Raw genomic sequence first — 24,087 nt, forward strand, 5'->3', positions numbered from 1 at the left:
AACAGCAAAACCCAAAATTAAATTATGATAAAAGTAAATTATTTTCTGAATTTCTTAAGAAGAAAATTCTCTAATAATGATTATTTAACTTTTGTTGAAGTTTCTCAAATACTTAAAACTCCTTATAGTGCATCAGAAAGGTATCTATTGAAATTTATTTACGTCTTTCCAGAAAAAAACGTTTCATTAAATCGGCTGCTTCATTTGCCATTACACCAGAAACTACTGTGGTTTTAGGATGCAATTTTGTTCCCATATTCAGAAATCCGCGCTGTTCGTCGCGGGCGCCAAATACAATTTTAGAAATCTGACTCCAATACAAAGCACCTGCACACATTTGGCAAGGTTCTAAAGTAACGTACAATGTACAGTCTTTTAAATACTTTCCACCAAGAAAATTGGCTGCAGCGGTAATAGACTGCATTTCTGCATGAGCCGTAACATCATTTAGCAATTCGGTCAGATTATGGCTTCTTGCGATAACTTTATCGGCTACAACAATAACAGCTCCTACAGGAATTTCGCCTTTTAAGTAGGCTTCTTCAGCTTCCTGCAAAGCTTTCTTCATAAAATATTCGTCTGTAAAAGGATTTTCCATAATTGCAAAAGTAAAACTTTACACTTTAATTTTTATTACATTTAAACCTTGAAATTCGAGTATGAAAATAAAACATAAAATAACTGCTAAAATAAATTGCAAATTGTTTTTGTCAACACTGTTTGCGGTTATAACTGTAGTTTTTTTCAGTTGTCAAAATAAAGAAGACAAGCAACAAGAAGTTAAAAATATTAAAGTTGTTAAAGATACTTCAACAACACAATCAGTTGCTTTAGATACAACTGCAATAAGCAAGAAAAAATTAGAGCAAACTCAAAGAGATTTACCAAAAGCGGTGAAAACTGAATTAAAACAAACAACAACAATCGCATCTAAAGAAATTGATGCAAACAAAACTTCAAAAACTGATAAACCAAAAAAAGATGATTCCTCATCAAACCCAAAACCTCTTTCAAATATAAATGCAGAATTTCCCGGTGGTATCGACCAGTTTCATACTTTTTTTATGAAAGAATATAAAAAACCACAAGATGTTAATTACTGGAAACTCAATTTCACTCTAGCCTTTGCGGTAGAAAAAAATGGTTCTGTATCGTTTCTTGAATGTTCTCCAGCCGTTGAAGAACCTTTGGAAAAAGAAATTATCAGAGTTTTAAGTTTATGCCCGAAATGGCAGCCTGGCGAATCGAACGGAAAAAAAACTAGAATGCAATATTCTGTGCCTATTTTATTGAAATAAGACGCTGTAAAAGAAATTAAATTTAAAACCGTAAATTTGCTTTTTACCTTTACAATGAAAAGCGATTTACTTTCCAACATATATAATCCTGCTGATTTACGTCTTTTAAAAGAAGAACAGCTTACTCAGGTTGCTCAGGAACTTCGTCAGTTTATTATTGACATTGTTTCTGTAAAAGAAGGTCATTTAGGAGCGAGTCTCGGCGTTGTCGAACTTACAATTGCACTGCATTATGTTTTTAATACGCCAGATGATTTATTGGTTTGGGATGTGGGACATCAGGCTTACGGACACAAAATCCTGACGGAAAGAAAAGAAATTTTCCACACCAACAGGCAAATTGATGGAGTTTCTGGTTTCCCGAAAAGAAGTGAAAGCGTTTATGACACTTTTGGCGTTGGCCACTCTTCTACTTCAATTTCGGCAGCCCTCGGAATGGCGATTGCTTCTAAACTAAAAGGCGATTTTGAAAAAGAGCATATTGCAATTATTGGCGATGCGTCTATCGCAAGCGGAATGGCGTTTGAAGGTCTTAATCACGCTGGAGTTACAGATGCTAATATTCTGGTAATTCTTAACGATAACGCCATCGGGATTGATCCGAGTGTGGGCGCTTTAAAAAAATACCTTACTTCGGTTAAAAACGGAAAAAACCCGAGGCAGAATAACATTATAAAATCGCTGAATTTTGATTATTCTGGCCCTATTGACGGTCATGATCTTCCAAAATTGATTAAAGAATTAAATCGTTTAAAAAAGATAAAAGGTCCAAAATTTCTTCACATTGTAACTACAAAAGGAAAAGGATTGCAGCAGGCGGAAGAAAATCAGGTCAAATATCATGCTCCTGGAAAATTTGACGCTTCAACGGGAGAAATTCATTTAAAATCGGAAGAAAATCTGCCTCCAAAATATCAGGACGTTTTTGGCTTGACCATTTTAGACTTAGCCAAAAAGAACGAAAAAATAATCGGAATCACTCCGGCAATGCCATCAGGCAGTTCTTTAAAATTTATGATGGACGAATTGCCAGATCGCGCTTTTGATGTGGGAATTGCCGAACAGCATGCCGTTACTTTGGCGGCAGGAATGGCTACTCAGGGAATGGTTGTGTATTGCAATATTTATTCGACTTTTTTACAGCGTGCCTACGATCAGGTCATTCATGATGTGGCTTTGCAAAACCTGCCAGTTATTTTTTGTCTTGATCGTGCGGGCATGGTAGGCGAAGACGGCGCAACGCATCATGGTGTTTTTGATATTGCGTATCTGCGTTCAATTCCGAATATGGTTATCTATGCTCCGTTAAACGAAATTGAACTTCAAAACATTTTGTATACGGTTCAGTTGGGAATAGATCATCCTATTGCCATTCGATATCCAAGAGGCCGCGGAGTCATCCCAAATTGGGAAGTAGAAAATTTCGGACATTACGAAAAAATAAATTGGAACCAAGCAAAATGCCTTAAAGATGGTACGAAAGTTGCTGTGCTATCGACCGGAACAATTGGAAATAATGTTATAGAGGCTCTAAAAGAATCAACCAATTCGGAGGAGATTGCGCACTATAACTTTAGCTTCATTAAACCACTAGACATCAATACATTAAACACCATTTTTAAAACTTTCCAAAGCATAATTACAATCGAAGATGGAGTTAAAAATGGTGGTTTTGGAAGTGCTATTTTAGAGTTTGCAGCATCAAATAATTTTAAAAATTCTATTGAAATTTTGGGTGTTCCAGACGAGTTTATAGAGCACGGAACAGTAAATCAACTGCAACAATTGTGTAAAATTGACGTTAAAAGTTTAATAAATCTTTTTTCTAACGGTTCAAAATAATTATTTTGCGACACCAAAAAAAAATTACCAAAATGAATTTATTGCGTTCTACCCTTTTGCTGTTATTGCTTTTGTGTACTTCTAATAACTTTGCCCAGATTATACAAACCACTTTAAGCCCAAATCAAGCACCTAAACCGCCTTCTAACTGGACACCTAAAAACCAACTTGGTTTTGACCTTTCACAAATTGCTTTTGTCAATTGGAGTGCCGGGGGAACGAGTTCTATCTCAGGTTTATTTAAAGGTGAATTTTCTAGAACATATCTAAAAGGAAATCATAAATGGTTTAACGAACTTATTATGAAATATGGTCTAAATAAGCAGGATGATATTGAAATGAGAAAAACAGATGATGCGGTTCAATTCAACTCTACTTATGGTTTTAGAAAAGATACCGCTTCCAATTGGTATTATTCAGCTAAGTTTAATTTCAACACGCAATTTACAAACGGTTATAATTATCCTAACCGAGATGTGCCAATCTCTAGACCTTTCGCACCAGCGTATGTCTTTCTAGGAGCCGGAGCTGAGAATTCGAATAAAGAGAAAAATAGAACTTTTTATTTCTCACCTATTACGTTAAAAACCACTTTAGTATTAGATCAAAATTTGGCAAATCAAGGTTCTTTTGGTGTTAAAAAAGCAGTTTATGCACCAGATCCTTTAGACCCGACACAGCAAATTTTAATTGAAGAGGGGCAAAAAGTAAAAGCCGAATTTGGTATACTTTTAACTGGATACATGAAAAGCGAAATTTATAAAAATGTTTTTTATGAAAACAGGCTCACTTTATATACCGACTATTTAAACCGCTTTGGAAATGTGGATGTTGATTATGATACACGGTTGGACTTGGTTGTAAATGCTTATGTTAAAGCTAATATCGGCGTTCATATTATTTATGATGATGACATTAAAAATAAAAAGGACGTTATTGATCCAACTACAGGAACAAAAAGCCAGGTTACCGAAGGACCAAAAATGCAATTAAGACAAGTTTTGGGTGTTGGTCTTGTTTATGCTTTCAAATAAAAGAGAAAAATACAACTATAAAAAAAGCTTCTTTTAGAATATTTCTGAAAGAAGCTTTTTCTTTTTAACGCTTTTTTTGTCCCTGAATCATTTCATACAGTTCAAGCGCATTTCCGTCTGTTAAGAGCGAAACGTAATGACAAATATGCAATAGACGCTCATACAAATTGGTTTTGTCTAAATGATGCTTTTCTGGCAGCATTTTCAAAATCAATTTATCATAGTTTGAAGCAGTTCCGTCGTATTTATTATTGTATGCTGTTATAAATTTATCCAACAGCGTTTGAATAATCTGGTAACCCACAATTTCTTTTTCGATTACTTCTCGGCTCTGATAGATTTTTTCAACACTTAGTTTGATAATATCATTCATCTGCGCTTTGTATTTGCTTTTATCTGTTAAAGCATACGGAAAGTTTCCAGCCAAAATTGCTTCTTCATTTTCAACAAAGACATTTACAGCATCATTAATTAAAGTTCCGATTGCCAAAGCTCTTAAATAAGAGATTCGGTCTTCTTTTGTCGTCAATGATTTGTATTTGGAAACTCCGATATTGTCTTTGACCAGATTAATCAAATATTCTAAAGCAAAATCTTCAGAAACTAAACCTAGATTTATTCCGTCTTCAAAATCAATAATCGTGTAGCAAATATCATCTGCAGCTTCTACTAAATACGCTAAAGGATGTCTTTCAAAACCAATATCATCTCCAGATTTATTGGCAATCATTCCCATGTCTTTGGCCACTTCTTCAAAGAATAATTTATCTGTTTGAAAGAAACCGTATTTTTTATCTGCGATATTATTGGTTGGCTTTTTCGGAAGACTTTCTTTCGGATATTTCATAAAAGCACCTAAAGTTGCGTACGAAATACGAAGTCCGCCTTCAATTCCTGGACGGCTTGCCGTTAGAACTGAAAATCCGTTAGCATTTCCTTCAAAATCAATTAAATCCTGCCACTGTTTATCCGTCAGCTGATTTCTATATTTCTGACCGTTTCCAATAGAAAAATATTCTCCAATCGCTTTTTCACCAGAATGTCCAAAAGGCGGATTTCCGATGTCGTGCGCTAATGAAGCTGCCGCCACAATAGCTCCGAAATCATTCATATGATAACCGTGGACTTCTTTCAAGTACGGATATTTCTCGATAATCTTTTTTCCAACCAAACGTCCAAGCGAGCGCCCGACAACAGAAACTTCCAAACTATGCGTTAAACGCGTGTGCACGAAGTCTGTTTTAGAAAGTGGAATAACTTGTGTTTTATCTTGTAAACTTCTAAAAGCAGCAGAGAATATAATTCGGTCATAATCGACTTCAAATCCTAAACGTGTGTCATCTTGTTCTACACGTAATCTTTTGCTTGTATCGCCCTGACGTTTTAAAGATAAAAGTTGTTCCCAGTTCATTTTTATATTTTATATTTCTGATATTAGATTTTAGATTGAGGATCTAAAGGTCAAAAATACGTTTTATTCGCCACGAATTCACGAATTTTTACAAATCATTGCGCTTAAAATAATTCGTGAATTCGTGGCAAAAAATCTAAACGTCTGTTATGGAAAAATCATTATAAAATTGTGGTATCTAAGATATTTTTTTGTTTTTTATGCCAACAAGTGAGACCGAATTTAATTTGTTTTCGGTTTCACTTTAGTTGGCATTATTTTTAAAGTTTGCAAAGAATAAAAGAAACTATAAATCCTAAAACAAACCATATTACTCTGGTAATTAGAGCCTCTCTGTTTATTTCTTCTTTTTCAATATTTCTAACTTTCATGGCTTTTTGATTTAATATTTTTGATACGCAAAATTATAGCGAACAGAAAAAGAAAATAGACTTTAAAAAGTAATAAAATAACTCAATAAAATAATTTTCCTTATACATAAAAAAAGCGCTCCAATTGGAACGCTTTCTGATATGTAAAAATCTGAAATTAGAAGTTTTTAGAAACTCCGATGTTTATCGTTTTTCCAAAGTTGAAGTAAAATTGACTAGAATCAACATCATTTCCATCGTTATCATAGCTCAAAGTTTCATATCCTAAACCACCAATACTAAAGTTTAAACCAAAACCTTTTTTCATATTAATAAAAAGAGCGGGAGTTAAACCGGTATAAAAACCATTGCCTTTATTTTCATATTGAAGTAATCCATCATCATAACCTTTGTCTTTTTGACTTTTGAATCCAGCGCCTAGATCGGCAAAAACTGAAAAAGTTTCACTTAACGGATATGTATATCGCACAAATGCGCCAATTTTATATTCGTTAGATTTTCCTTCCCCCTCTCCAAGTGTACTTTTTGAAGATACCAAAGCAAACTCAACTCCAGCGGTCCAATTTTCATGAAATTGATAACCAACTTTTGGAGAAAAAGCGAAAGCATCTGTTTTTGCTGGCGCATCTTCACGATCGATTTTATTAGAGTTATAGCTAATGTCTCCACCAACCAAAACTGTTCCCTTTTGGGCATTTGCAAAGCCAAAAACTGACAATGCAAGAATAAGTAGCATTTTTTTCATTATGGTTTATAATTTAAAATTTGTAAGTATTAACCAACAACGATGCCACCTGTAATCCAAATAATACGCAAAAATTGATATTTACTATTGATTAATAATAGCCAAACAACAGCTTAACAAATCAATTAAAAACTGCGATCTAGATAACATTATCTTAAAAATCATCATAAAAAAAAGCACCCCAAATTGGAGTGCTTTCTGAAATTGAATATAAACTTAAGATTAAAAGTTTTTAGAAATTCCGATATTGAATGTTTTACCGAAATTAAAGTAGAAATTACTGTAATCTTCTCCGTTGTCATCAAAGCTTAAAGTTTCATATCCTAAACCACCAATACTGAAGTTAAGACCGAAACCTTTTTTCATGTTGATGAAAAGTGCTGGAGTTACATCTACATAAGCACCGTCTCCTTTATATCTTACATAATTGTTTGCAGTAGTGTAAATCTTGTTCTTTTCTGTTTGGAAACCAACTCCCATATCTGCAAAAACAGAAAAAGTCTGGCTTAATGATTTTGTATAACGTACAAAACCTCCTGTTCTAAATTTGTTGTCTTTACGTTTTAAATCTGCATTATCTATATCAGATGTGCTTAAAGAAAGTTCACCTCCAACTGTCCAATTTTCGTGAAATTGGTAACCTACTTTAGGAGAAAAAGTAAATGTACTTGCCTTATCTTCACTAAATCTGAATTCTGATTTTTCAGAAGTGTAACCGATGTTTCCACCAACTAAGATTGTTCCTTTTTGTGCGTTTGCAAAACTGCAGATAGCTAAAGCAGCTATCACTAACATTTTTTTCATGTGGGCTTTTAATTTAAAATTTAAGTTTCCTTTAACAACAACAGTGCCGTGAATTGGGAACTTTATATTTTTTTTAAGAAATACTTTAAAAGCCAAAATGTAGCAATCGAAAGGATTTCTCGTTACTTTTGTAGCAAATAAAAAGTCCATGTCGATAGAAGTAAACAACATATCAAAAAGTTACGGAACACAAAAAGCATTAAATTCAATTTCATTTTCGATTAAGAAAGGAGAAATTGTTGGATTTTTAGGTCCAAATGGAGCAGGAAAATCTACTTTAATGAAAATTTTGACTACCTATTTATTGGCAGATGAAGGCTCAGCCCTTGTAAATAGTCACGATGTCATGACAAATCAAAAGGAAGTTCAGCGCTCTATCGGTTACTTGCCAGAACATAATCCATTGTATTTAGATTTGTATGTTCGTGAGTATTTGGCATTTAATGCCGACGTTTATAACGTGCCAAAATCAAGAATTGAAGAAGTAATTCAACTGACAGGACTGACACCAGAGAGCCATAAAAAAATTGGCCAACTCTCTAAAGGATACCGCCAGCGTGTGGGACTAGCGAATGCTTTGCTTCATGATCCAGAAGTTTTAATTTTGGACGAACCAACTACCGGACTGGATCCTAACCAGTTAATGGAAATTCGTAATGTGATTAAAAATGCTGGAAAAAATAAAACAGTTTTTTTATCGACACACATTATGCAAGAAGTTGAAGCAATTTGCGATCGTGTCATAATTATTGACAAAGGACAAATAGTTGCCGACAACAAATTAGACCATTTAGTTACTGCCGATAAAGAGCAAGTTATTGAAGTTGAGTTCGATTACAAAGTCGAAGAACAACTTTTGGCTAAACTGGAAAATATTTCTTCGTACGTAAATACTCATGACATGACATGGGAGCTGACTTTTATTACCGAAAAAGATATGCGACCAGCTATTTTTGACTTTGCCAATGCAAATGGATTAAAAACACTACAATTGAATCAGAAAAATAAAAATCTGGAAGCTGTATTTAGAGAAATTACAAAATAAGGTTCTAAGTTGCTAAGATTCTAAGCTACTTAGATTTCAAGTTTTTTTATAAAAAAGCGGTTTGTTTTGAACGTAAAACAAACCGCTTTTTCATTTTCTTTTCATTCTTTTCTCTATAAATCAGTCAATTATCATTTTTATTTAAAAAATAATCATTATTTTTATTTAGACTTGTTATAAATAGTGTTATATTTGGCAAATCAAATTTTAAATGCCACGGTATGTTACGTACACTCCTTATCCTAAAAAAACTTATTTCAACTGTTTCAAATCAAGCGATAAATCTTCAAAAAAGGTTTTCAGACAAATTAGAACAAATTGTACTGCAATAAATTCTGATTTAAAAATTACAAGATTATGTTCTAGCCTCGGTTAGAATCGCCAAATTTAAAACAACATGAAAAATATTATAACCTCCATAATGCTTGCTTTTTCGGTATATGGATATTCTCAAACAGAAAAAGAAACTGACAGTATTGTTGAAACAACTATAAATGCTTTAGATGAAATTGTGATTAGTAAGAAGAAAGTACTTTACACTCAAAAATCAGATCGTCTTGTTTTTAATGTAGAAAACAGCATCGTTTCTGAAGGCGGAACAGCTCTTGATGTTTTATCGCGTGCGCCTGGCGTTGTGGTATCTCAAGATGGCGATTTATCTATTCGCGGTCAGCAAGGTGTTGCGGTAATGATCAATGGTAAATTGACACAGCTTTCTCAGAAAGAATTAGCTAACTATTTAAAAGCTACAACTTCATCAAACATCAAACAAATTGAAGTCATTACTAATCCTTCTTCTAAATATGATGCAGCTGGAAAAGCTGGTATTATCAATATTATTCTAAAAAAACCAAACTCTTCTGGTTTAAAAGGTACTGCATTTGCCAGTTATGGAAGAGGTCGAAAAAACAGAACCAATTCTGGTTTTAATTTAAATTACAATAAAGATAAATGGGGCGTTTTCGGAAATTACAGTTATACTTTCCGTGGCGAAGAAGAGCGTAAAAAATTCAATCAGACTCAATATACAGATCTTACGCATCAGCAAATTTTGTCTACAAATCATCAGACCTCTATTACAGATGAGCCTCTGACTTCTAATAATTTCAAAATTGGAACGCAATATGAAGTTTCTCCTAAAACTAATTTAGAGTTTTATGTAGATGCTAAAATCGGACGCTATGAAAATATGGCCGACGGAACTAATACAGTTCTTAATACTTCAAATCAGCCCATTTTTGATGCTTTAACTTACAATGACAGTAAAGAAAAATGGAACGATTATACGTATGCTTTTTCTGGTACACATAAATTTAATGACGAAGGAAAAAACATGAATTTTGATTTTGAATATGAAACGTCTAAGTTTAGATCTAACCAATTTCAAAGTGCCGATAATACAGCAAACACTACGGTTGTAAACGATCGTCGCGGTTATATTCCTTCTCAGTTAAAAGTTTTTACTGGAAAAATTGACTTTGTAAATCCGTTTAAGGAAAAGCAATCTATTGAGTGGGGTTTTAAGGCCAGCGTTAAAAACAATGATAATCCATCGGTTTACGAATATTACGAAAACAACGAATGGTTAATCGATTTTAATTCGACCAATCATTTTGAATACAACGAACAGATTTATGCGGCTTACGCCAATTATAAATATCAGTTAGAAAAATTAAATATTCAGGCGGGTTTAAGAAGCGAATACACTGCAATTAATATCGATCAGAAAACTTTAAACGAAGAGCACAAAGATGATTATTTAAAATGGTTTCCGAGTCTTTCTTTAAAATATGAATTCACCAGCAACCATTCTGCACACGCTTCTTACAGTAAAAGAATCAATAGACCAAGCCAGTTTGATTTGAATCCGTTCCGTTTTTACGATGATTCATTCAACTATTCGCAGGGAAATCCAAACTTGATTCCTGAGATTACGCACGCCATGGAAATTGGTTACGCCTGGAAAAGTAATTTTATGGCCTCTGTTTATTTTAATAGCACCAAAGACGTTTTCACAGAAGTGTATAACTATAATCCAGATACCAATACGACAGTTACAACTCAAATAAACGTTGACAAATCATACAATTACGGAATCAATATCACCAACACAGCTGAATTAAACAAATGGTGGTCTGTAAATACTTTATTTAATGTTTTTGAAAATAAATTTATGGCTGACATCTTAAACAGCAATACTATTGATCCTATAATGACATTAAATGTAAGCGTTCAAAATTCTTTTACCATAACAGAAACCCTGAAAGCAGAAGGAAATGCTCAATATCAATCAAAATCGAATCTTGGCATTTATCAAAGAGATGGATTCTTTGATTTCAGCATCGGAGTTTCAAAACAGGTTTTAGCTAAAAAAGGAAGCATCAAACTCAATTTTACCGATGTTTTCAATACCAATAATTTCTACATTAAATCTGCAGTTGCACAAACTGCTATTGATAAAAAATACGATCTAGACAATCGCATTGCGACGATTGCATTTACATACCGCATATAAAATTTCGTTCTTTAAATACCTTGTTTTTTGTTTTTTTTTTGTGTTAGTCAAGAGCCTGTTCCTTCAAACAGGCTCTTCTACATTTAAATAAGTTTATATTCTCGAAAGCACTTCTCTCATTTCCTGAATTACAAGTTTAATATCATTTTCTGTTGTACGCCAGTTTACAAAAGAAGCTCTAATTCCTTTTTTGTTTTGATAAACTGTCGGCGTCATAAATACTTTTCCGGTATCGTTCAAATCAGACAAAAATCGGCTTACTTTTTCCTGATTGTGTTCTCCTTTTAGCGTGAAGCAAACATTATTTAAACGAATTGGTGCTAAAAGCTCAAAATCATTTTCTATTAAAGCATTTCCAAAGTGCAAAGCTAATGCTGTACTGCATTCAATTATATCTCTAAAACCTTCTTTTCCATACGCTTTAAGCGAAAACCACGCTGGAAGCGCACGCAGACGGCGAGAATTTTCAGGAAGTACATTTAGATAATTAAAATTCTCCAAAGCATTTCCTAAATAAGGCGCATTTGAATTCTGAAATGTTTCAATCTGCAGGTTTATATGTTCTTTTTTAATTAAAAAGAAAGCACTTTCATAAGGCACATTCAGCCATTTATGACAATCAATTGTGATACTGTCGGCTCCTTCCCAGCCTTTTACCAAATGCTTATATTTATCTGAAACTGCTGCAAATCCGCCAAAAGCGCCATCGATGTGCCACCAGAAATTGTATTTTTCTTTTAGAGCAGCAATCGCTTCAAAATCATCAAAATCGGCAGTATTTACTGTTCCTGCACTTGAAATAAGTATAAAAGGTTTTCCGTTTAATTTCTTGATATTTTCTTCTAAATCGGCAATATCAAGAGCTTCACGATTTCCTTCAATGGTTTTTACAGTCGTATAATTCTGACTTCCAATTCCTAAAAGTGACAAACATTTTACAGAAGAAGAATGTGGAGTTGCTGTGAGAATATTGATAGTTTCTGAAATTCCGTTTTTAGCAAAATCTTTTCCAAACTGTGCTCCAAACCATTGCCTTGCAACGCCTAGAGACGTAAAGTTTGACATCGTCGCGCCTGTAACAAATCCGCCTAAAAAGTCATCTGGAAGATTTAACAGCTGTAATAATAAATGAATCGTTTCAAACTCAATAAAAGCCGACGCCCCACCTTGTGCTTTTACTGCCTGCGTATTCTGATCGTAAACAGCCGCCAGCCAGTCACCTACGATAGATGCCGGAGTAGAACCGCCTGTAACAAATCCCCAATATCTTGGCCCCGAAGAAGAAACCATCAATGGCGCTAGTCTTTCATTAAACTCTTTTAAGGCTTCGATCGAGCCTAGACCCAATTCTTTTAAAACGCTTTTTGGATCAATTGTGTACGTATTAGAAGTGGGAATATTTTCGATAGCATTTAAAAAATCAATTCCCTGCTGTTTTGTTTTTTCTAAAATGTTATCAAAATCATTGAGATCTTGCTGTAGTATTGAATTCATATTATATAGTATTAAATCTCTTTGTCAGACTGAACAAAGTCGAAGCCTTAACATAAGAGGAAAATATTTTAAATTAATTATTTGAGGTGTTTTAAAGTGAAGCTACCACTTCGTTTTTTCTGAGAATCTGGACACTAGCATCGATGAAATTACATCGCCGTTTGCATTTAATAATGTTGCAATTGGATCAACCAAAGTTCCCAAAATCATGGCTACTGGCAAAGCTTGCTCCATTGGAAATCCATAAACAGTAATAGCTAAAACTTCCCCTATGTAACCGCCATTCGGAATTCCGCCTTCGACAATAGAAACAATTATGGTAATTCCTAATGCCAAGAGAATGGTTAAAGGCTCGGTGAAATCTTTTCCAAACATGGCAAACAGAAAAGTAATTTTTAGGATAGATGACATACTCGAGCCATCTTTGTGTAAAGGCGCTCCAAGCGGAATCACCAAATTTCGAACATGCGCTGGAATTCCCATTTTTTGTGCAGCATCCAAATTAGCTGGAATGGTTGCAATACTGCTGCAAGTTCCGATTGCGGTTAAAGACGGCGTAATATTATTGCTCCAAAAAACTTTGAAAGCTCTTTTTCCGCCCGCAATAATCGCATATAAACTGAAAAATGTAAAGAAATAAAAAATACAGGCTGCATAATAAACTGCCATAGGTTTTGCGTAAACGCCAAACAATTGAGGTCCGAAAATGCCAACTTGATACGCAAAATAAGCTCCAAGACCAATTGGAGCAAATTTCATGATAATGTTTAATAATTGTTTCATGACTTCATTTCCAGAATCCAGAAAACTTTTAAATGCGTTTCCTCTTTCTCCCGACTGCAGAGTCGCAAAACCAATTAAAAACGAAAATATAATGAGCGCCAGCATACTTTTTCTGGACAATAATTCGAAGAAATCGTTTGTTGTAAGCAACTTTGCAATCTGATCGCCTACCGAACCTGTTTGAACATTTTCAAATGGAATTTTCGCAATAGCAATATCTTCATGAATTGGAAAAAGATAAACGGCAAAAATCATTACGATTGCTGAAATTAAAAGTGTCGAAAGGAAAACCAAAATCATGATTAAAAATAGTTTCCCGAGCTTTTCTTTCTGTTCCAAATTTGCGATTGATGAACCGATCGTAAAAAAAATCAATGGAATAATCGCTGTAAAAAGTAAGTTCAGAAAAATATCTCCAATTGGTTTTATTACCAACACTTTTTCTCCGAACACCAATCCGAAAATACTGCCGATAATGATACCGCCAAGAAGTAAAAGAATACTGCTGTAACTTTGTAGAAAATTGATTTTTTTTACTTCCATAATTTAAAAGTATTACAATTTAGAAACCAAAATGGAACAATGAAAGTACTTAAAAGCAACTAAATTTAATGCCGCAGATTAAAATGATTTAAAAGACTTTTCTAAGACAATCGTCGTAAAAGCCCTGTCAACCAGTTCGCCAGTTTTGCTTTTTATTTTTTCAGTCTGAGTTTCTTTGTAAACAATTTTAAAATCTGATTTTGCAATTAAATCCTGCGCTTTTTGAGTGCTATAAAGTTCGAACTCAAATTGCGTAAACGGCAGTTTTTTCATGAAATCTTCTTCAGCAAAAGTCAGGCAGAAATTACCATTTGGTTTTAAAACTCTGTAAATTTCTGAAAGTAAATCTTCTGGTTTCTGCCAAAAATAAATGGTGTTTACTGTGAATACTTTATCGAAAGTTTCATCTTCGAATGGAATTTTATTTCCATCATAAAGCGAAAAGAAAGCTTGTTTTTGAGAAACAAAATTTCTGTTTATTTTACGTGCTTCCTGAAACATCAAGTCCGACATTTCGAGTCCGTAATATTTTAAGTCTTTGGCTTGTTCGAAAAGAAATTCTACATGGCCAGCGTTTCCGTGACCTAATTCAAGAATTTTATTTTCCTTTAAAATATTTAAATTTTGGATGGAATGTTTGGTCATAGTGATGTTTGTTTCGTTCATCATATTACCCATTTCAATTCCTTTTTCTCCAGAAGGATGTTTCAATTGAGAAGCTATGGCTTGTAATTCTTCGTCTTTCATGATATGAAAATTTTAAACTTCTAAATTAAACAATTCCACGTTATGTTTGTCATTGCGAGGAACGAAGCAACCACATTTACAAAATCAGCAAAGAAAATACCTCGTGAGATTGCTTCGTTCCTCGCAATGCCGTTAAAAAACCTGACTTGCAATCTGTCTGATATTCTCCGATTTACCCATAGAATAATAATGTAAAAACGGAACTCCAGCTGCTTTTAATTCTAATGACTGCTGAATCGCCCATTCGATTCCGACTTGTTTGATATCAGCGTTGTTTTTGCATTTGTCTACCGCATCGATTAAATCTTCTGGCAAATCGATTCTAAAAATTTGTGGCAAAACTTGTAAATGTCTTTGAACAGCAATTGGCTTAATTCCAGGAATAATTGGAATTGTGATACCCATTTCTCTTGCTTTTTCTACGAAAGCAAAATATTTAGCATTATCAAAAAACATCTGCGTTACCACATAATCAGCTCCTGCATCAACCTTTTCTTTTAATCTTTTTAAATCCGATTGTAAAGAAGGAGATTCTAAATGTTTTTCTGGATAACCTGCAACTCCAATACAGAAATCGGCTCTATTATCGGTATCGATTACTTCGTGCAGATATTGTCCGCAGTTTAAATTTTTAATTTGTTTTACTAAATCAATTGCATAATGATTTCCCCCTGCTTTTGGCGTAAAAGACTGTTCATCTTTCATAGCATCGCCGCGAAGTGCCATTACGTTATTGATTCCTAAATAATGACAATCAACCAGCACATATTCGGTTTCTTCTTTTGTAAAACCTCCGCAAAGCAAATGCGGAACTGTATCGACATTATATTTATGTTTTATAGAAGCGCAAATTCCAAGCGTTCCCGGACGCATACGAGTCAGTTTTTTGTCTAAAAGTCCGTTTCCCTTATCAATGTAAATGTATTCTTCGCGAGAAGTCGTTACATCAATAAACGGTGGATTAAACTCCATCAACGGATCGATATTATCGTATAATTCCTGAATGTTCTTCCCCTTTTGAGGCGGAATAATTTCAAATGAGAATAATGTTTTTCCTTTGGCGTTTTCTATATGTTCTGTTACTTTCATTCTTTATTAGTTGATAGTTTTTGGTTGATGGTTGATGGCTTTAGTTTCTTTCTTGTCACAACTAACCATCAAATAAATTAACAATCAATAACTAAATTATTTTTTTATAATAGTTAATAAATCCGTTTAAGAGCTTTTTACAAGTTTCAATTTGTTTAAGAGCAACATTAAAATTATTATCATCAATATATTTTTGATCAAATGCCAAATAATATTGCGTTTCTAATTCATAAAGTGATCCTCTTGAAATATGAAGGAAATGTATCGTATCTTTTGATGTCTGTCTTCCGCAACCCTCTGCTATATTTGAAGGAATTGAAATTGCTGCTCTTCTCATTTGATTAGTCAATCCAAACAATTCTTCTTTTGGAAACAATTTAGACGAATCATATAATAAATTCACCAACTTTCGAGCCTCCAGCCAAACCTCCAATTTACTGTATTCCATTTTTTTTAGTTGTTAGTTATCGGTTGATAATTGTTGGTTCTGTGAGTCAATCCATCAACTATCAACCAAAAACCATCAACCATTCTAGTCTGCTATATTAGGGTTTAACCATTTTTGAGCGTATTCTAAAGGTACATTTCGGCGTTTAGCGTAATCTGTCACCTGATCTTCTTTTATTTTTCCGAGTCCGAAATATCGGCTTTTCGGATTTCCGAAATAATATCCCGAAACCGAAGAAGCTGGCCACATCGCCATACTTTCTGTCAATTTCACTCCCGTTTGTTTTTCAACATCCAAAAGCTTCCAAATCGTTGGTTTCTCCAAGTGATCTGGACAAGCTGGGTAACCCGGAGCAGGACGAATCCCTTTATAAGATTCTTTAATCAATTCTTCGTTGGTTAAAGATTCCTCTGAATCGTAACCCCAGAAATCTTTACGAACTCTCTCGTGAAGATATTCGGCGAAAGCCTCAGCAAAACGATCGGCAAGCGCTTTAACCATAATAGAGTTATAATCGTCAAGATTTTTCTCGTATTCCGCAGCCCATTCGTCTACTCCAAAACCGGTTGTTACACAGAAAGCTCCCATATAATCGTCAATGCCGCTTTCTTTTGGCAGAATAAAATCGGCTAAAGCTGGATTTGGTGCGCCTTTTGTTTTTTGAGATTGTACTCTTAAAGTCAAAAACTTCTCTAAAACTTTTCCGTTTTCATCGCGCAATTCGATATCATCGTCGTCAACTTGATTGCAAGGGAAAATTCCGTAAATACCTTTTGCTTTTAGTTTTTTCTCTTCCAAAATCACTTTCAGCATTGCTTGAGCATCGTTGAAAACAGAAGTTGCTTGTTCACCCACAACCTCATCGGTTAAAATCGCAGGATATTTTCCGTACAATTCCCAAGTCTGGAAAAATGGCGTCCAGTCGATATACGGAACCAAAACATCTAGTTCCACTTCAACGACTTGTGCACCAATTTTCTTCGGTTTCGTCGGAGTATATTCACTCCAGTCCAATTGCAATTTGTTTTTACGGGCATCTTCAATTGTCAAGAAATTTTTATCTCTCGAACGATTTAAAAATGTTTCTCTAAAATTGTCATATTCTGCACGAATATCAGCTGCATATATTTTTCGGTTATGATCTAACAGGTTTCCTGCAACAGTAACGGCTCTCGAAGCATCGTTTACGTGAATTACCGTTTCTCTATATTGAGGCGCAATTTTCACGGCTGTATGTGCACGCGAAGTCGTCGCCCCACCAATCATAATCGGGATTTTAATTCCTTGTTTGTCTAATTCTTTGGCCAAATAAACCATTTCGTCAAGCGAAGGTGTGATTAGTCCGCTTAGACCGATAATGTCTACTTCATGTTCAATCGCCGCTGCAATAATTTTTTCTGGAGGAACCATTACACCTAAGTCAACAATCTCGTAATTATTACAAGCCAAAACTACCGAAACGATGTTTTTTCCAATATCGTGAACGTCCCCTTTTACAGTCGCCATCAGGATTTTTCCATTTCCTTGTTTATCTCCAGCTTGTTTGCTTTCTTCAATAAAAGGCAATAAATAAGCAACCGCTTTCTTCATTACACGAGCCGATTTTACAACCTGAGGTAAGAACATTTTTCCGCTTCCGAATAAATCTCCAACGACATTCATTCCAGCCATCAAATTGATTTCGATAACTTCAATTGGTTTTGTCGCTGCCAGACGTGCTTCTTCTACATCTTCTTCAATAAAAGCATCGATTCCTTTTACCAAAGAATGCGTAATACGATCCTGAACCGATCCTAAACGCCATTCCTGAACCGCTTTTTCGTCACTTTTTACTTCGCCTTTTACATTTTCTGCAAAATCTAAAAGTCGTTCTGTCGCATCGTCGCGTCTATCTAAAATTACGTCTTCTACGTGTTCTAATAAATCTTTCGGAATATCATCGTAAATCGTCAACATTTCTGGGTTTACGATTCCCATTGTCATTCCGTTTTTGATCGCGTGGTATAAGAAAACCGAGTGCATCGCTTCACGAACCACATCATTTCCTCTAAATGAAAACGAAACGTTACTTACACCTCCGCTGATATGCGCGTGCGGTAAATTTTCGCGAACCCATTTTGTCCCTCTAAAGAAGTCCAACGCATTCAAACGGTGTTCTTCCATTCCGGTTGCAACAGGGAAAATATTCAAATCGAAAATGATATCCTGAGGCGGAAAATCAACTTTGTTTACTAAAATATCATATGAACGCTGGCAAATCTCCACTCTTCGATCATAATTATCTGCCTGACCAACTTCGTCAAAAGCCATCACAATCGCTGCCGCTCCGTAACGTTTGATTAATTTTGCATGATGAATAAAAGCTTCTTCTCCTTCTTTTAACGAAATGGAGTTTACAACACTTTTTCCTTGAACTACTTTTAATCCAGCCTCGATAATTTCCCATTTCGAGCTGTCGATCATAATCGGCACTCTCGAAATATCTGGTTCTGCTGCAATTAAGTTTAGGAATTTGGTCATGGCCGTTACACCATCCAACATTCCTTCGTCCATATTAATATCGATAATCTGCGCTCCTCCTTCTACTTGCTGTCTTGCGATATCAAGTGCCTCATCATACTTCTCTTCCTTGATTAATCGAAGGAATTTTCGCGAACCCGTTACATTCGTACGCTCCCCAACGTTTACAAAAACACTTTCGGGCGTAATAATCAACGGTTCTAATCCTGATAATACAAGGTCTCTTCTTTTTTCAGTCATTTTCTTTAAGGTACTAAGTTCCTAAGATTCTTAGGTTCTGAGTTTTTATTCTTATTCTTTATTTCTTTCCTGCAAGGTTTTTGAAACCTTGTAGGTATTTACGTTTTCTATAATCTTTAAAGTAATTTCTTTTTATCTGATTTTAATAACGATGTCATTTGCTCGATTGCCATCTTATTTAAACGAATTACTCTTTCATCTTGTGTTAAACCTAATTTTATTAGTTCAGCATTCATGCTTTCAATATTTACTAAAATTATAAGTTGGTAATAAGTCGCTTCATCTCTAATATTACCTTTAATATCAGGATTTTGTTTTCTCCATTCCTTTGCAGTTACACCAAACAATGCCACATTTAATACATCAGCTTCATTTGCATATACAATCCCTTTTAACTTTTGCGTAATATCTTTAGGAATCAAATTTTCTTTTATGGCATCTGTATGAATCCGATAATTGATTTTAGATAATTCTCTACTTAAATTCCAATTTAATGACAAACGACTATTTTCATCTCCTTTTAATCGTTGATAATCCTTAATAATATATAATTTAAACTCTGCTGAGACCCAAGATGCAAATTCAAAAGCAATATCTTTATGTGCAAAAGTCCCTCCATATCTACCTGATTTTGAAACAAGACCGATTGCATTTGTTGTAGTTATCCATTTTTGAGGAGATAATGTAAAGGCATTTGTTCCTGCTTCGTTTTTAAACCTATCGAATTCGATAGGTTTAAAATTAGAATTATTTAATTGCTCCCATAAGCCTATAAAAAGTATGGTATCCTTACTTCTAAGCCAATTATTTATGACAATAAAAGCATCATCTGGATTTTTAAATTTTGCAATATCAGTTAATGACAAATAATCATTATCATCTCCAAAATGTAAAACAGCTATTTCAGCGCCATTAGCATTTAATATTACTTTTTGTTTAATTTTTTCCATAAATACTTTAACATCATCAATTTCATTACTGTTTTGTTTATTCTTAATCAAATATAGATTACGCAAAAACCGGTGCCACTCTCGGCTTATAATCCTTCGCAACTTCAGCCATTAATCGGATATGATCTGGAGTTGTTCCGCAACAACCTCCAATGATATTGATTAAATTATCATCTAGATATTCTTTAATGAAAACCTGAGTTTGTTCTGGCGTTTCATCGTATTGTCCGAACGCATTTGGTAATCCTGCGTTGGGATGTGCCGAAACGTTAAACTGTGTATGTTGTGACAATGTTTTTAAATACGGTTTCAATAAATCGGCTCCTAAAGCGCAATTGAAACCAACGCTCAATAACGGAATATGTGAAACTGAAATCAAAAACGCTTCAACTGTCTGCCCAGAAAGTGTTCTTCCTGAAGCATCTGTAATCGTTCCTGAAACCATAATTGGCACATCGATATTGCGTTCGTCTTTTACTTCTTCAATGGCGAAAAGTGCTGCTTTTGCATTTAAGGTATCGAAAATCGTTTCTACTAAAAGTAAATCGCAACCTCCGTCTAGTAAAGCTTCAACTTGTTGTTTGTAAGCAATTCTTAAATCGTCAAATGTTACGGCTCTGTAACCTGGATCGTTTACGTCTGGTGACATACTTGCTGTACGGTTTGTCGGCCCGATTGAACCAGCTACGAAACGTGGTTTTGCAGGATTTTTAGCTGTGAATTCGTCGGCTACTTCACGGGCGATTCTTGCCGATTCGTAGTTTAATTCGTAAACCAAATCTTCCATGAAATAATCGGCCATACCGATTGTAGTTCCTGAGAATGTATTGGTTTCTACAATATCTGCTCCTGCTTCGTAATATGCAGCGTGTACAGCACGTATTGCATGTGGCTGTGTAAGTGATAATAAATCGTTATTTCCTTTTAACGGATGTGGAAAGTCTTTGAAACGTTCGCCACGGAAATCTTCTTCTGAGAAATTGTAACGTTGTAACATCGTTCCCATTGCTCCATCAAGGATCAGGATTCTTTCTTTTATTGCTTGTTGTATTGTTGACATATTTCTTATTTGTTAGCTGCTAAGACACTAAGGCGCTAAGTTGCTAAGCTTTTTTTAATTCTACTTCCGATTTTAAACCCGGCAGGTTCTAAAAACCTGTCGGGTTTATTAGTTATGTTGATTTTTTGTTTCTAAAAGTTCACAATTGATGGCTTTTTAGCCCCGATGGGAGCAAATATCCTTTTATTCTGGGGTTCAGAATAAAAGATATTGCGGACAGCGGGAACTAATGACGGCAAAAATGCGCCAATGATTCGCTCCTTTCACTAAAAATTATTTCAGTGAAATTATGTTGTAATGTTGTCAGGAAAAGTTTTGAGAAATACTGCTTGTATTTGTGTTATCTATCTTAGTTACTGTATTTACAGTATAAAGTAGAATTTAGCACCTTCTTTATGGTAAAGGGTTGCTAAGGTTTCATTGGGTCTATCCCTCCGCCTTTCGTGATAACTTTCAATAAAATTATGAACGCTGCAAAGTAACGACATAAAGGCGGTAATTGCAAGTTTTTTTTAAGATTCTGAGCTGCTAAGGTTCTGAGGTTCTAAGTTTTTTTGTAAAGCGACTAAGTTGCTAAGCTACAAAGGTTCAAAGGTTAAAAACGAAAAGCTCAAACTTATAAATAAAGTTTGAGCTTTTGTCTATTTTTTTGCTGTCGACTCAATAAATTTGAGTGTATTGTTCTTTTATCAGAAAGCTTTTTAAAAACTTCTGTCCCAATTAAGAAATGTGTCCATGACTTCTTGATGATCTGTAAATTCATTATCTGTCATTTTCATTTCATTGTCATTTTTTGACTTTTCTTCGAGTAGTGTTTCTTCATCCCATTTGCTCATAGTAGATAATTTTTAATACATTCTTAAAGTTAGTACTTTATATTGATTCTTCAAAATATTATTTTACAATGCAAAGCTAGTATCTCATTATGTCGGGTCAAAGGAAATAAGATTAAGTTAATGTGATGTTTTTTTAAGCTTCTGAGGCGCTAAGGTTCTAAGAAAGCTTAAAAGTCTATATTTGATTTGCATTATAAACACAAGATTGTAGAACATTGCCCACGGTTTCAACCGTGGGATGCGTTTTGTAATTTTATACGGCGTGATTTGCATTGCGTACCCACGGTTGAAACCGTGGGCAATGTTTGAATTTGATTGTTTAATATATGCTCTTGAAGAGAATAATATTTATAGAAAATATTTTAACCATCCGATAAAAAGCTTCAGCAGAGCGACACATATTTAGATAATATCGCTCTGCTGGAGCTATCTTAATGGGTATCCATTTCTGTTCTATAAATATGTCATCCCTCTGGGATTTTAAAATAAAAAGCCCAAACTTTTAAAAAGTTTGGGCTTGCTATATAAAAACCTTAGCGCCTTAGTATCTCAGCACCTCAGAAGCTTAGACTATCGCTTTCACAACCGCTTTTGGCGCTTCTTTACGAGTTCCATCGAAACCGTCTACTCCAGAAACTGTTGTATATTTCAATACGTATTTTTTACCTGGATTGATGATTCCATACGCCGCTTGACACATTAATGTTGCTTCGTGGAATCCGCAAAGGATTAATTTTAATTTTCCTGGATACGTGTTGATATCTCCAATTGCGAAGATTCCTGGAATATTAGTTTGGTAATCTAAAGCATTGTTTACTTTGATTGCATTTTTCTCAATTTCTAATCCCCAGTCTCCAATTGGACCTAATTTTGGAGTTAATCCGAAAAGTGGGATAAAATAGTCGCAATCGATTTTACGGTGTGCTCCGTTTTCTTCGATATCCAAAGATTCTACGTGCTCAGCGCCATTGATTCCGATTACTTCTGCCGGCGTAATTAATTTGATTTTTCCAGCTGATTTTAATTCCTGTACTTTTTCTACAGAGTCTAAAGCTCCTCTAAATTCGTTTCTTCTGTGAATTAAAGTTACTTCTGATGCTACGTTTGCCAAGAAAATTGACCAGTCTAATGCTGAATCTCCTCCTCCTGCAATAACAACTCTTTTATCTCTGAATTTCTCAGGATTTTTGATGAAGTATTTTACTCCTTTATCTTCATAAAACTCGATATCTTCAATAAGTGGCTTGCGAGGCTCAAAACTTCCCAAACCTCCCGCGATAGCAATAACTGGCGCGTGGAATTTAGTTCCTTTATTAGACGTTACAATAAAAGTTCCGTCTTCTTGTTTGTCGATTGTTTCTGCACGCTCTCCTAAAGTAAAACCTGGCTCAAATTGCTTAATCTGCTCCATTAGTCCGTCGATTAGGTCTCCAGCTAAAACTTCTGGGAATCCAGGAATATCATAAATTGGCTTCTTAGGATATAATTCTGAAAGCTGTCCTCCTGCTTGCGGTAAAGCATCTAGGATATGACATTTTAATTTTAATAATCCTGCCTCGAAAACGGCAAATAAACCTGTTGGTCCTGCTCCAATTATAAGTATATCTGTTTTAATCATTATGGTGTTGTTTATAATCATTCTTAATAACGCAAAGAAACGAATAAATCCTTGTACTTTCAATGATTTTTATCATTTATTTCTTTCCGAAACTTTTTACTCTCTATTTTTTAATGAAGAAGTGATCTCATTCATTCGTTTAACCTTCTCTTCAAAATTACCTTTTAGCGTTTTACGGTATTCATTCAGATTCTCAACCATTTGATTGATGTCTTCTGGAATTACTTCTTCAAAAAACTCACGAAGCCTTTTGGCTGTTGTAGGTGATTTTCCGTTGGTCGAAATGGCAATTTTCACATTTCCTTTTGTTACGATTCCGCCCAAATAATAATCGCATAAATCTGGTGTGTCGGCGATATTACAAATCAAATAACGCTTTCTGGCCAAGTCGTACACTCTTTTATTAACTTCAAGATTATCTGTACAGGCTATTACCATGTGGCGCTTTTTGAGCATTTTCTTTTTAAACTTCGATTTTGTTAATTTTATCGAAGGATGCTGTTCTGCTAGAATTTTTATTTCTAAATGAAATTCTTTTGCTACTACCTCAACATTGGCATTCGGACTTGACTTAAGCAAGAATGAAAGCTTTTCCAGACCTACATTTCCTCCGCCTACAATTAATACATTTAAATTGTGAAGCTTTAGAAATATTGGATATAATTCGTTTTGTTCCATTTTAATTTATTTTCAT

At 34.6% G+C, this 24,087-nt stretch carries 20 protein-coding genes and 1 riboswitch; of the genes, 5 read left to right on the plus strand and 15 right to left on the minus strand.

Going from position 1 to position 24,087, the window contains the following annotated elements; all coding sequences use genetic code 11:
- Positions 1 to 154 precede the first annotated feature (154 nt).
- Positions 155 to 598 (minus strand): nucleoside deaminase, encoded by a 444-nt coding sequence (locus ACWA1F_RS00690; RefSeq protein WP_125722166.1) that lies wholly within the window; start codon positions 596 to 598, stop codon positions 155 to 157.
- 61 nt (positions 599 to 659) lie between these two features.
- Here ACWA1F_RS00690 and ACWA1F_RS00695 point away from each other — a divergent pair, with 61 nt between their 5' ends.
- From ACWA1F_RS00695 to ACWA1F_RS00705, 3 genes are read left to right on the plus strand one after another with little or no spacing between them, the layout of a single operon-like run.
- Positions 660 to 1,298, plus strand: a complete 639-nt coding sequence (locus ACWA1F_RS00695) for a hypothetical protein (protein ID WP_456890809.1) — start codon at positions 660 to 662, stop codon at positions 1,296 to 1,298.
- 54 nt (positions 1,299 to 1,352) lie between these two features.
- The gene (locus tag ACWA1F_RS00700; RefSeq protein ID WP_456890811.1) at positions 1,353 to 3,140 is read left to right on the plus strand and encodes a 1-deoxy-D-xylulose-5-phosphate synthase; all 1,788 of its coding nucleotides are present in this window, start codon (positions 1,353 to 1,355) and stop codon (positions 3,138 to 3,140) included.
- A gap of 32 nt (positions 3,141 to 3,172) precedes the next feature.
- Positions 3,173 to 4,174, plus strand: coding sequence for a DUF3078 domain-containing protein (locus tag ACWA1F_RS00705; protein WP_306155833.1), 1,002 nt, complete (start codon positions 3,173 to 3,175; stop codon positions 4,172 to 4,174).
- A 64-nt stretch (positions 4,175 to 4,238) separates the two neighbouring features.
- Here ACWA1F_RS00705 and ACWA1F_RS00710 read toward each other — a convergent pair whose 3' ends face one another.
- From ACWA1F_RS00710 to ACWA1F_RS00720, 3 genes are all read right to left on the minus strand, one after another.
- Positions 4,239 to 5,585: a deoxyguanosinetriphosphate triphosphohydrolase gene (locus ACWA1F_RS00710; protein ID WP_456890814.1), complete on the minus strand. Its 1,347-nt coding sequence runs from the start codon at positions 5,583 to 5,585 to the stop codon at positions 4,239 to 4,241.
- A gap of 528 nt (positions 5,586 to 6,113) precedes the next feature.
- Positions 6,114 to 6,701, minus strand: coding sequence for an outer membrane beta-barrel protein (locus ACWA1F_RS00715; protein ID WP_456890815.1), 588 nt, complete (start codon positions 6,699 to 6,701; stop codon positions 6,114 to 6,116).
- Between the two features lie 222 nt (positions 6,702 to 6,923).
- A complete protein-coding gene (locus ACWA1F_RS00720) occupies positions 6,924 to 7,505 on the minus strand; it encodes an outer membrane beta-barrel protein (RefSeq protein WP_456890817.1) in 582 nt (193 codons plus the stop codon).
- 148 nt (positions 7,506 to 7,653) lie between these two features.
- On the opposite strand from ACWA1F_RS00720, the gene gldA reads away from it, so the two are divergent.
- Positions 7,654 to 8,550, plus strand: coding sequence for a gliding motility-associated ABC transporter ATP-binding subunit GldA (gldA, locus tag ACWA1F_RS00725; protein WP_456890819.1), 897 nt, complete (start codon positions 7,654 to 7,656; stop codon positions 8,548 to 8,550).
- A gap of 397 nt (positions 8,551 to 8,947) precedes the next feature.
- A complete protein-coding gene (locus tag ACWA1F_RS00730; protein WP_456890821.1) occupies positions 8,948 to 11,065 on the plus strand; it encodes a TonB-dependent receptor domain-containing protein in 2,118 nt (705 codons plus the stop codon).
- Between the two features lie 93 nt (positions 11,066 to 11,158).
- Here the strand turns inward: ACWA1F_RS00730 and ACWA1F_RS00735 are convergent, their stop codons facing one another.
- The 11 genes from ACWA1F_RS00735 to ACWA1F_RS00785 form a co-directional block, all read right to left on the minus strand.
- On the minus strand, positions 11,159 to 12,559 hold the full coding sequence (locus ACWA1F_RS00735) for a pyridoxal phosphate-dependent decarboxylase family protein (protein ID WP_456890823.1): 1,401 nt from the start codon (positions 12,557 to 12,559) through the stop codon (positions 11,159 to 11,161).
- Between the two features lie 102 nt (positions 12,560 to 12,661).
- Positions 12,662 to 13,885, minus strand: coding sequence for a dicarboxylate/amino acid:cation symporter (locus ACWA1F_RS00740; RefSeq protein WP_456890825.1), 1,224 nt, complete (start codon positions 13,883 to 13,885; stop codon positions 12,662 to 12,664).
- 78 nt (positions 13,886 to 13,963) lie between these two features.
- Positions 13,964 to 14,632: a class I SAM-dependent methyltransferase gene (locus ACWA1F_RS00745; RefSeq protein WP_456890827.1), complete on the minus strand. Its 669-nt coding sequence runs from the start codon at positions 14,630 to 14,632 to the stop codon at positions 13,964 to 13,966.
- A 132-nt stretch (positions 14,633 to 14,764) separates the two neighbouring features.
- Positions 14,765 to 15,721, minus strand: a complete 957-nt coding sequence (metF, locus tag ACWA1F_RS00750) for a methylenetetrahydrofolate reductase [NAD(P)H] (protein ID WP_456890829.1) — start codon at positions 15,719 to 15,721, stop codon at positions 14,765 to 14,767.
- A gap of 91 nt (positions 15,722 to 15,812) precedes the next feature.
- Positions 15,813 to 16,169, minus strand: a complete 357-nt coding sequence (locus ACWA1F_RS00755; protein ID WP_456890831.1) for a four helix bundle protein — start codon at positions 16,167 to 16,169, stop codon at positions 15,813 to 15,815.
- 84 nt (positions 16,170 to 16,253) lie between these two features.
- Positions 16,254 to 18,929 carry a methionine synthase gene (gene metH, locus ACWA1F_RS00760; RefSeq protein ID WP_456890833.1) on the minus strand — a complete coding sequence of 892 codons (2,676 nt, stop codon included), beginning with the start codon at positions 18,927 to 18,929 and terminating at the stop codon, positions 16,254 to 16,256.
- Between the two features lie 116 nt (positions 18,930 to 19,045).
- Positions 19,046 to 19,879: a KilA-N domain-containing protein gene (locus tag ACWA1F_RS00765; RefSeq protein WP_456890835.1), complete on the minus strand. Its 834-nt coding sequence runs from the start codon at positions 19,877 to 19,879 to the stop codon at positions 19,046 to 19,048.
- Positions 19,880 to 19,937: 58 nt separating this feature from the next.
- The gene (locus ACWA1F_RS00770) at positions 19,938 to 20,939 is read right to left on the minus strand and encodes a homocysteine S-methyltransferase family protein (protein WP_456890837.1); all 1,002 of its coding nucleotides are present in this window, start codon (positions 20,937 to 20,939) and stop codon (positions 19,938 to 19,940) included.
- 337 nt (positions 20,940 to 21,276) lie between these two features.
- Positions 21,277 to 21,392, minus strand: a riboswitch (SAM riboswitch).
- Between the two features lie 248 nt (positions 21,393 to 21,640).
- On the minus strand, positions 21,641 to 21,775 hold the full coding sequence (locus tag ACWA1F_RS00775; RefSeq protein WP_262700154.1) for a hypothetical protein: 135 nt from the start codon (positions 21,773 to 21,775) through the stop codon (positions 21,641 to 21,643).
- A 565-nt stretch (positions 21,776 to 22,340) separates the two neighbouring features.
- Positions 22,341 to 23,393 carry an NAD(P)/FAD-dependent oxidoreductase gene (locus ACWA1F_RS00780; RefSeq protein WP_125722122.1) on the minus strand — a complete coding sequence of 351 codons (1,053 nt, stop codon included), beginning with the start codon at positions 23,391 to 23,393 and terminating at the stop codon, positions 22,341 to 22,343.
- A gap of 96 nt (positions 23,394 to 23,489) precedes the next feature.
- Positions 23,490 to 24,071, minus strand: a complete 582-nt coding sequence (locus ACWA1F_RS00785) for a precorrin-2 dehydrogenase/sirohydrochlorin ferrochelatase family protein (protein WP_456890839.1) — start codon at positions 24,069 to 24,071, stop codon at positions 23,490 to 23,492.
- Positions 24,072 to 24,087: the final 16 nt, after the last annotated feature.

The organism is Flavobacterium erigeronis (genome assembly GCF_054075165.1).

What these genes read in the sequence shown, in the direction of transcription:
- ACWA1F_RS00690 (WP_125722166.1), bottom strand. Translation starts at nt 598, where the DNA reads ATGGAAAATCCTTTTACAGACGAATATTTTATGAAGAAAGCTTTGCAG.
- ACWA1F_RS00695 (WP_456890809.1), top strand. Translation starts at nt 660, where the DNA reads ATGAAAATAAAACATAAAATAACTGCTAAAATAAATTGCAAATTGTTT.
- ACWA1F_RS00700 (WP_456890811.1), top strand. Translation starts at nt 1,353, where the DNA reads ATGAAAAGCGATTTACTTTCCAACATATATAATCCTGCTGATTTACGT.
- ACWA1F_RS00705 (WP_306155833.1), top strand. Translation starts at nt 3,173, where the DNA reads ATGAATTTATTGCGTTCTACCCTTTTGCTGTTATTGCTTTTGTGTACT.
- ACWA1F_RS00710 (WP_456890814.1), bottom strand. Translation starts at nt 5,585, where the DNA reads ATGAACTGGGAACAACTTTTATCTTTAAAACGTCAGGGCGATACAAGC.
- ACWA1F_RS00715 (WP_456890815.1), bottom strand. Translation starts at nt 6,701, where the DNA reads ATGAAAAAAATGCTACTTATTCTTGCATTGTCAGTTTTTGGCTTTGCA.
- ACWA1F_RS00720 (WP_456890817.1), bottom strand. Translation starts at nt 7,505, where the DNA reads ATGAAAAAAATGTTAGTGATAGCTGCTTTAGCTATCTGCAGTTTTGCA.
- gldA (WP_456890819.1), top strand. Translation starts at nt 7,654, where the DNA reads ATGTCGATAGAAGTAAACAACATATCAAAAAGTTACGGAACACAAAAA.
- ACWA1F_RS00730 (WP_456890821.1), top strand. Translation starts at nt 8,948, where the DNA reads ATGAAAAATATTATAACCTCCATAATGCTTGCTTTTTCGGTATATGGA.
- ACWA1F_RS00735 (WP_456890823.1), bottom strand. Translation starts at nt 12,559, where the DNA reads ATGAATTCAATACTACAGCAAGATCTCAATGATTTTGATAACATTTTA.
- ACWA1F_RS00740 (WP_456890825.1), bottom strand. Translation starts at nt 13,885, where the DNA reads ATGGAAGTAAAAAAAATCAATTTTCTACAAAGTTACAGCAGTATTCTT.
- ACWA1F_RS00745 (WP_456890827.1), bottom strand. Translation starts at nt 14,632, where the DNA reads ATGAAAGACGAAGAATTACAAGCCATAGCTTCTCAATTGAAACATCCT.
- metF (WP_456890829.1), bottom strand. Translation starts at nt 15,721, where the DNA reads ATGAAAGTAACAGAACATATAGAAAACGCCAAAGGAAAAACATTATTC.
- ACWA1F_RS00755 (WP_456890831.1), bottom strand. Translation starts at nt 16,169, where the DNA reads ATGGAATACAGTAAATTGGAGGTTTGGCTGGAGGCTCGAAAGTTGGTG.
- metH (WP_456890833.1), bottom strand. Translation starts at nt 18,929, where the DNA reads ATGACTGAAAAAAGAAGAGACCTTGTATTATCAGGATTAGAACCGTTG.
- ACWA1F_RS00765 (WP_456890835.1), bottom strand. Translation starts at nt 19,879, where the DNA reads ATGGAAAAAATTAAACAAAAAGTAATATTAAATGCTAATGGCGCTGAA.
- ACWA1F_RS00770 (WP_456890837.1), bottom strand. Translation starts at nt 20,939, where the DNA reads ATGTCAACAATACAACAAGCAATAAAAGAAAGAATCCTGATCCTTGAT.
- ACWA1F_RS00775 (WP_262700154.1), bottom strand. Translation starts at nt 21,775, where the DNA reads ATGAGCAAATGGGATGAAGAAACACTACTCGAAGAAAAGTCAAAAAAT.
- ACWA1F_RS00780 (WP_125722122.1), bottom strand. Translation starts at nt 23,393, where the DNA reads ATGATTAAAACAGATATACTTATAATTGGAGCAGGACCAACAGGTTTA.
- ACWA1F_RS00785 (WP_456890839.1), bottom strand. Translation starts at nt 24,071, where the DNA reads ATGGAACAAAACGAATTATATCCAATATTTCTAAAGCTTCACAATTTA.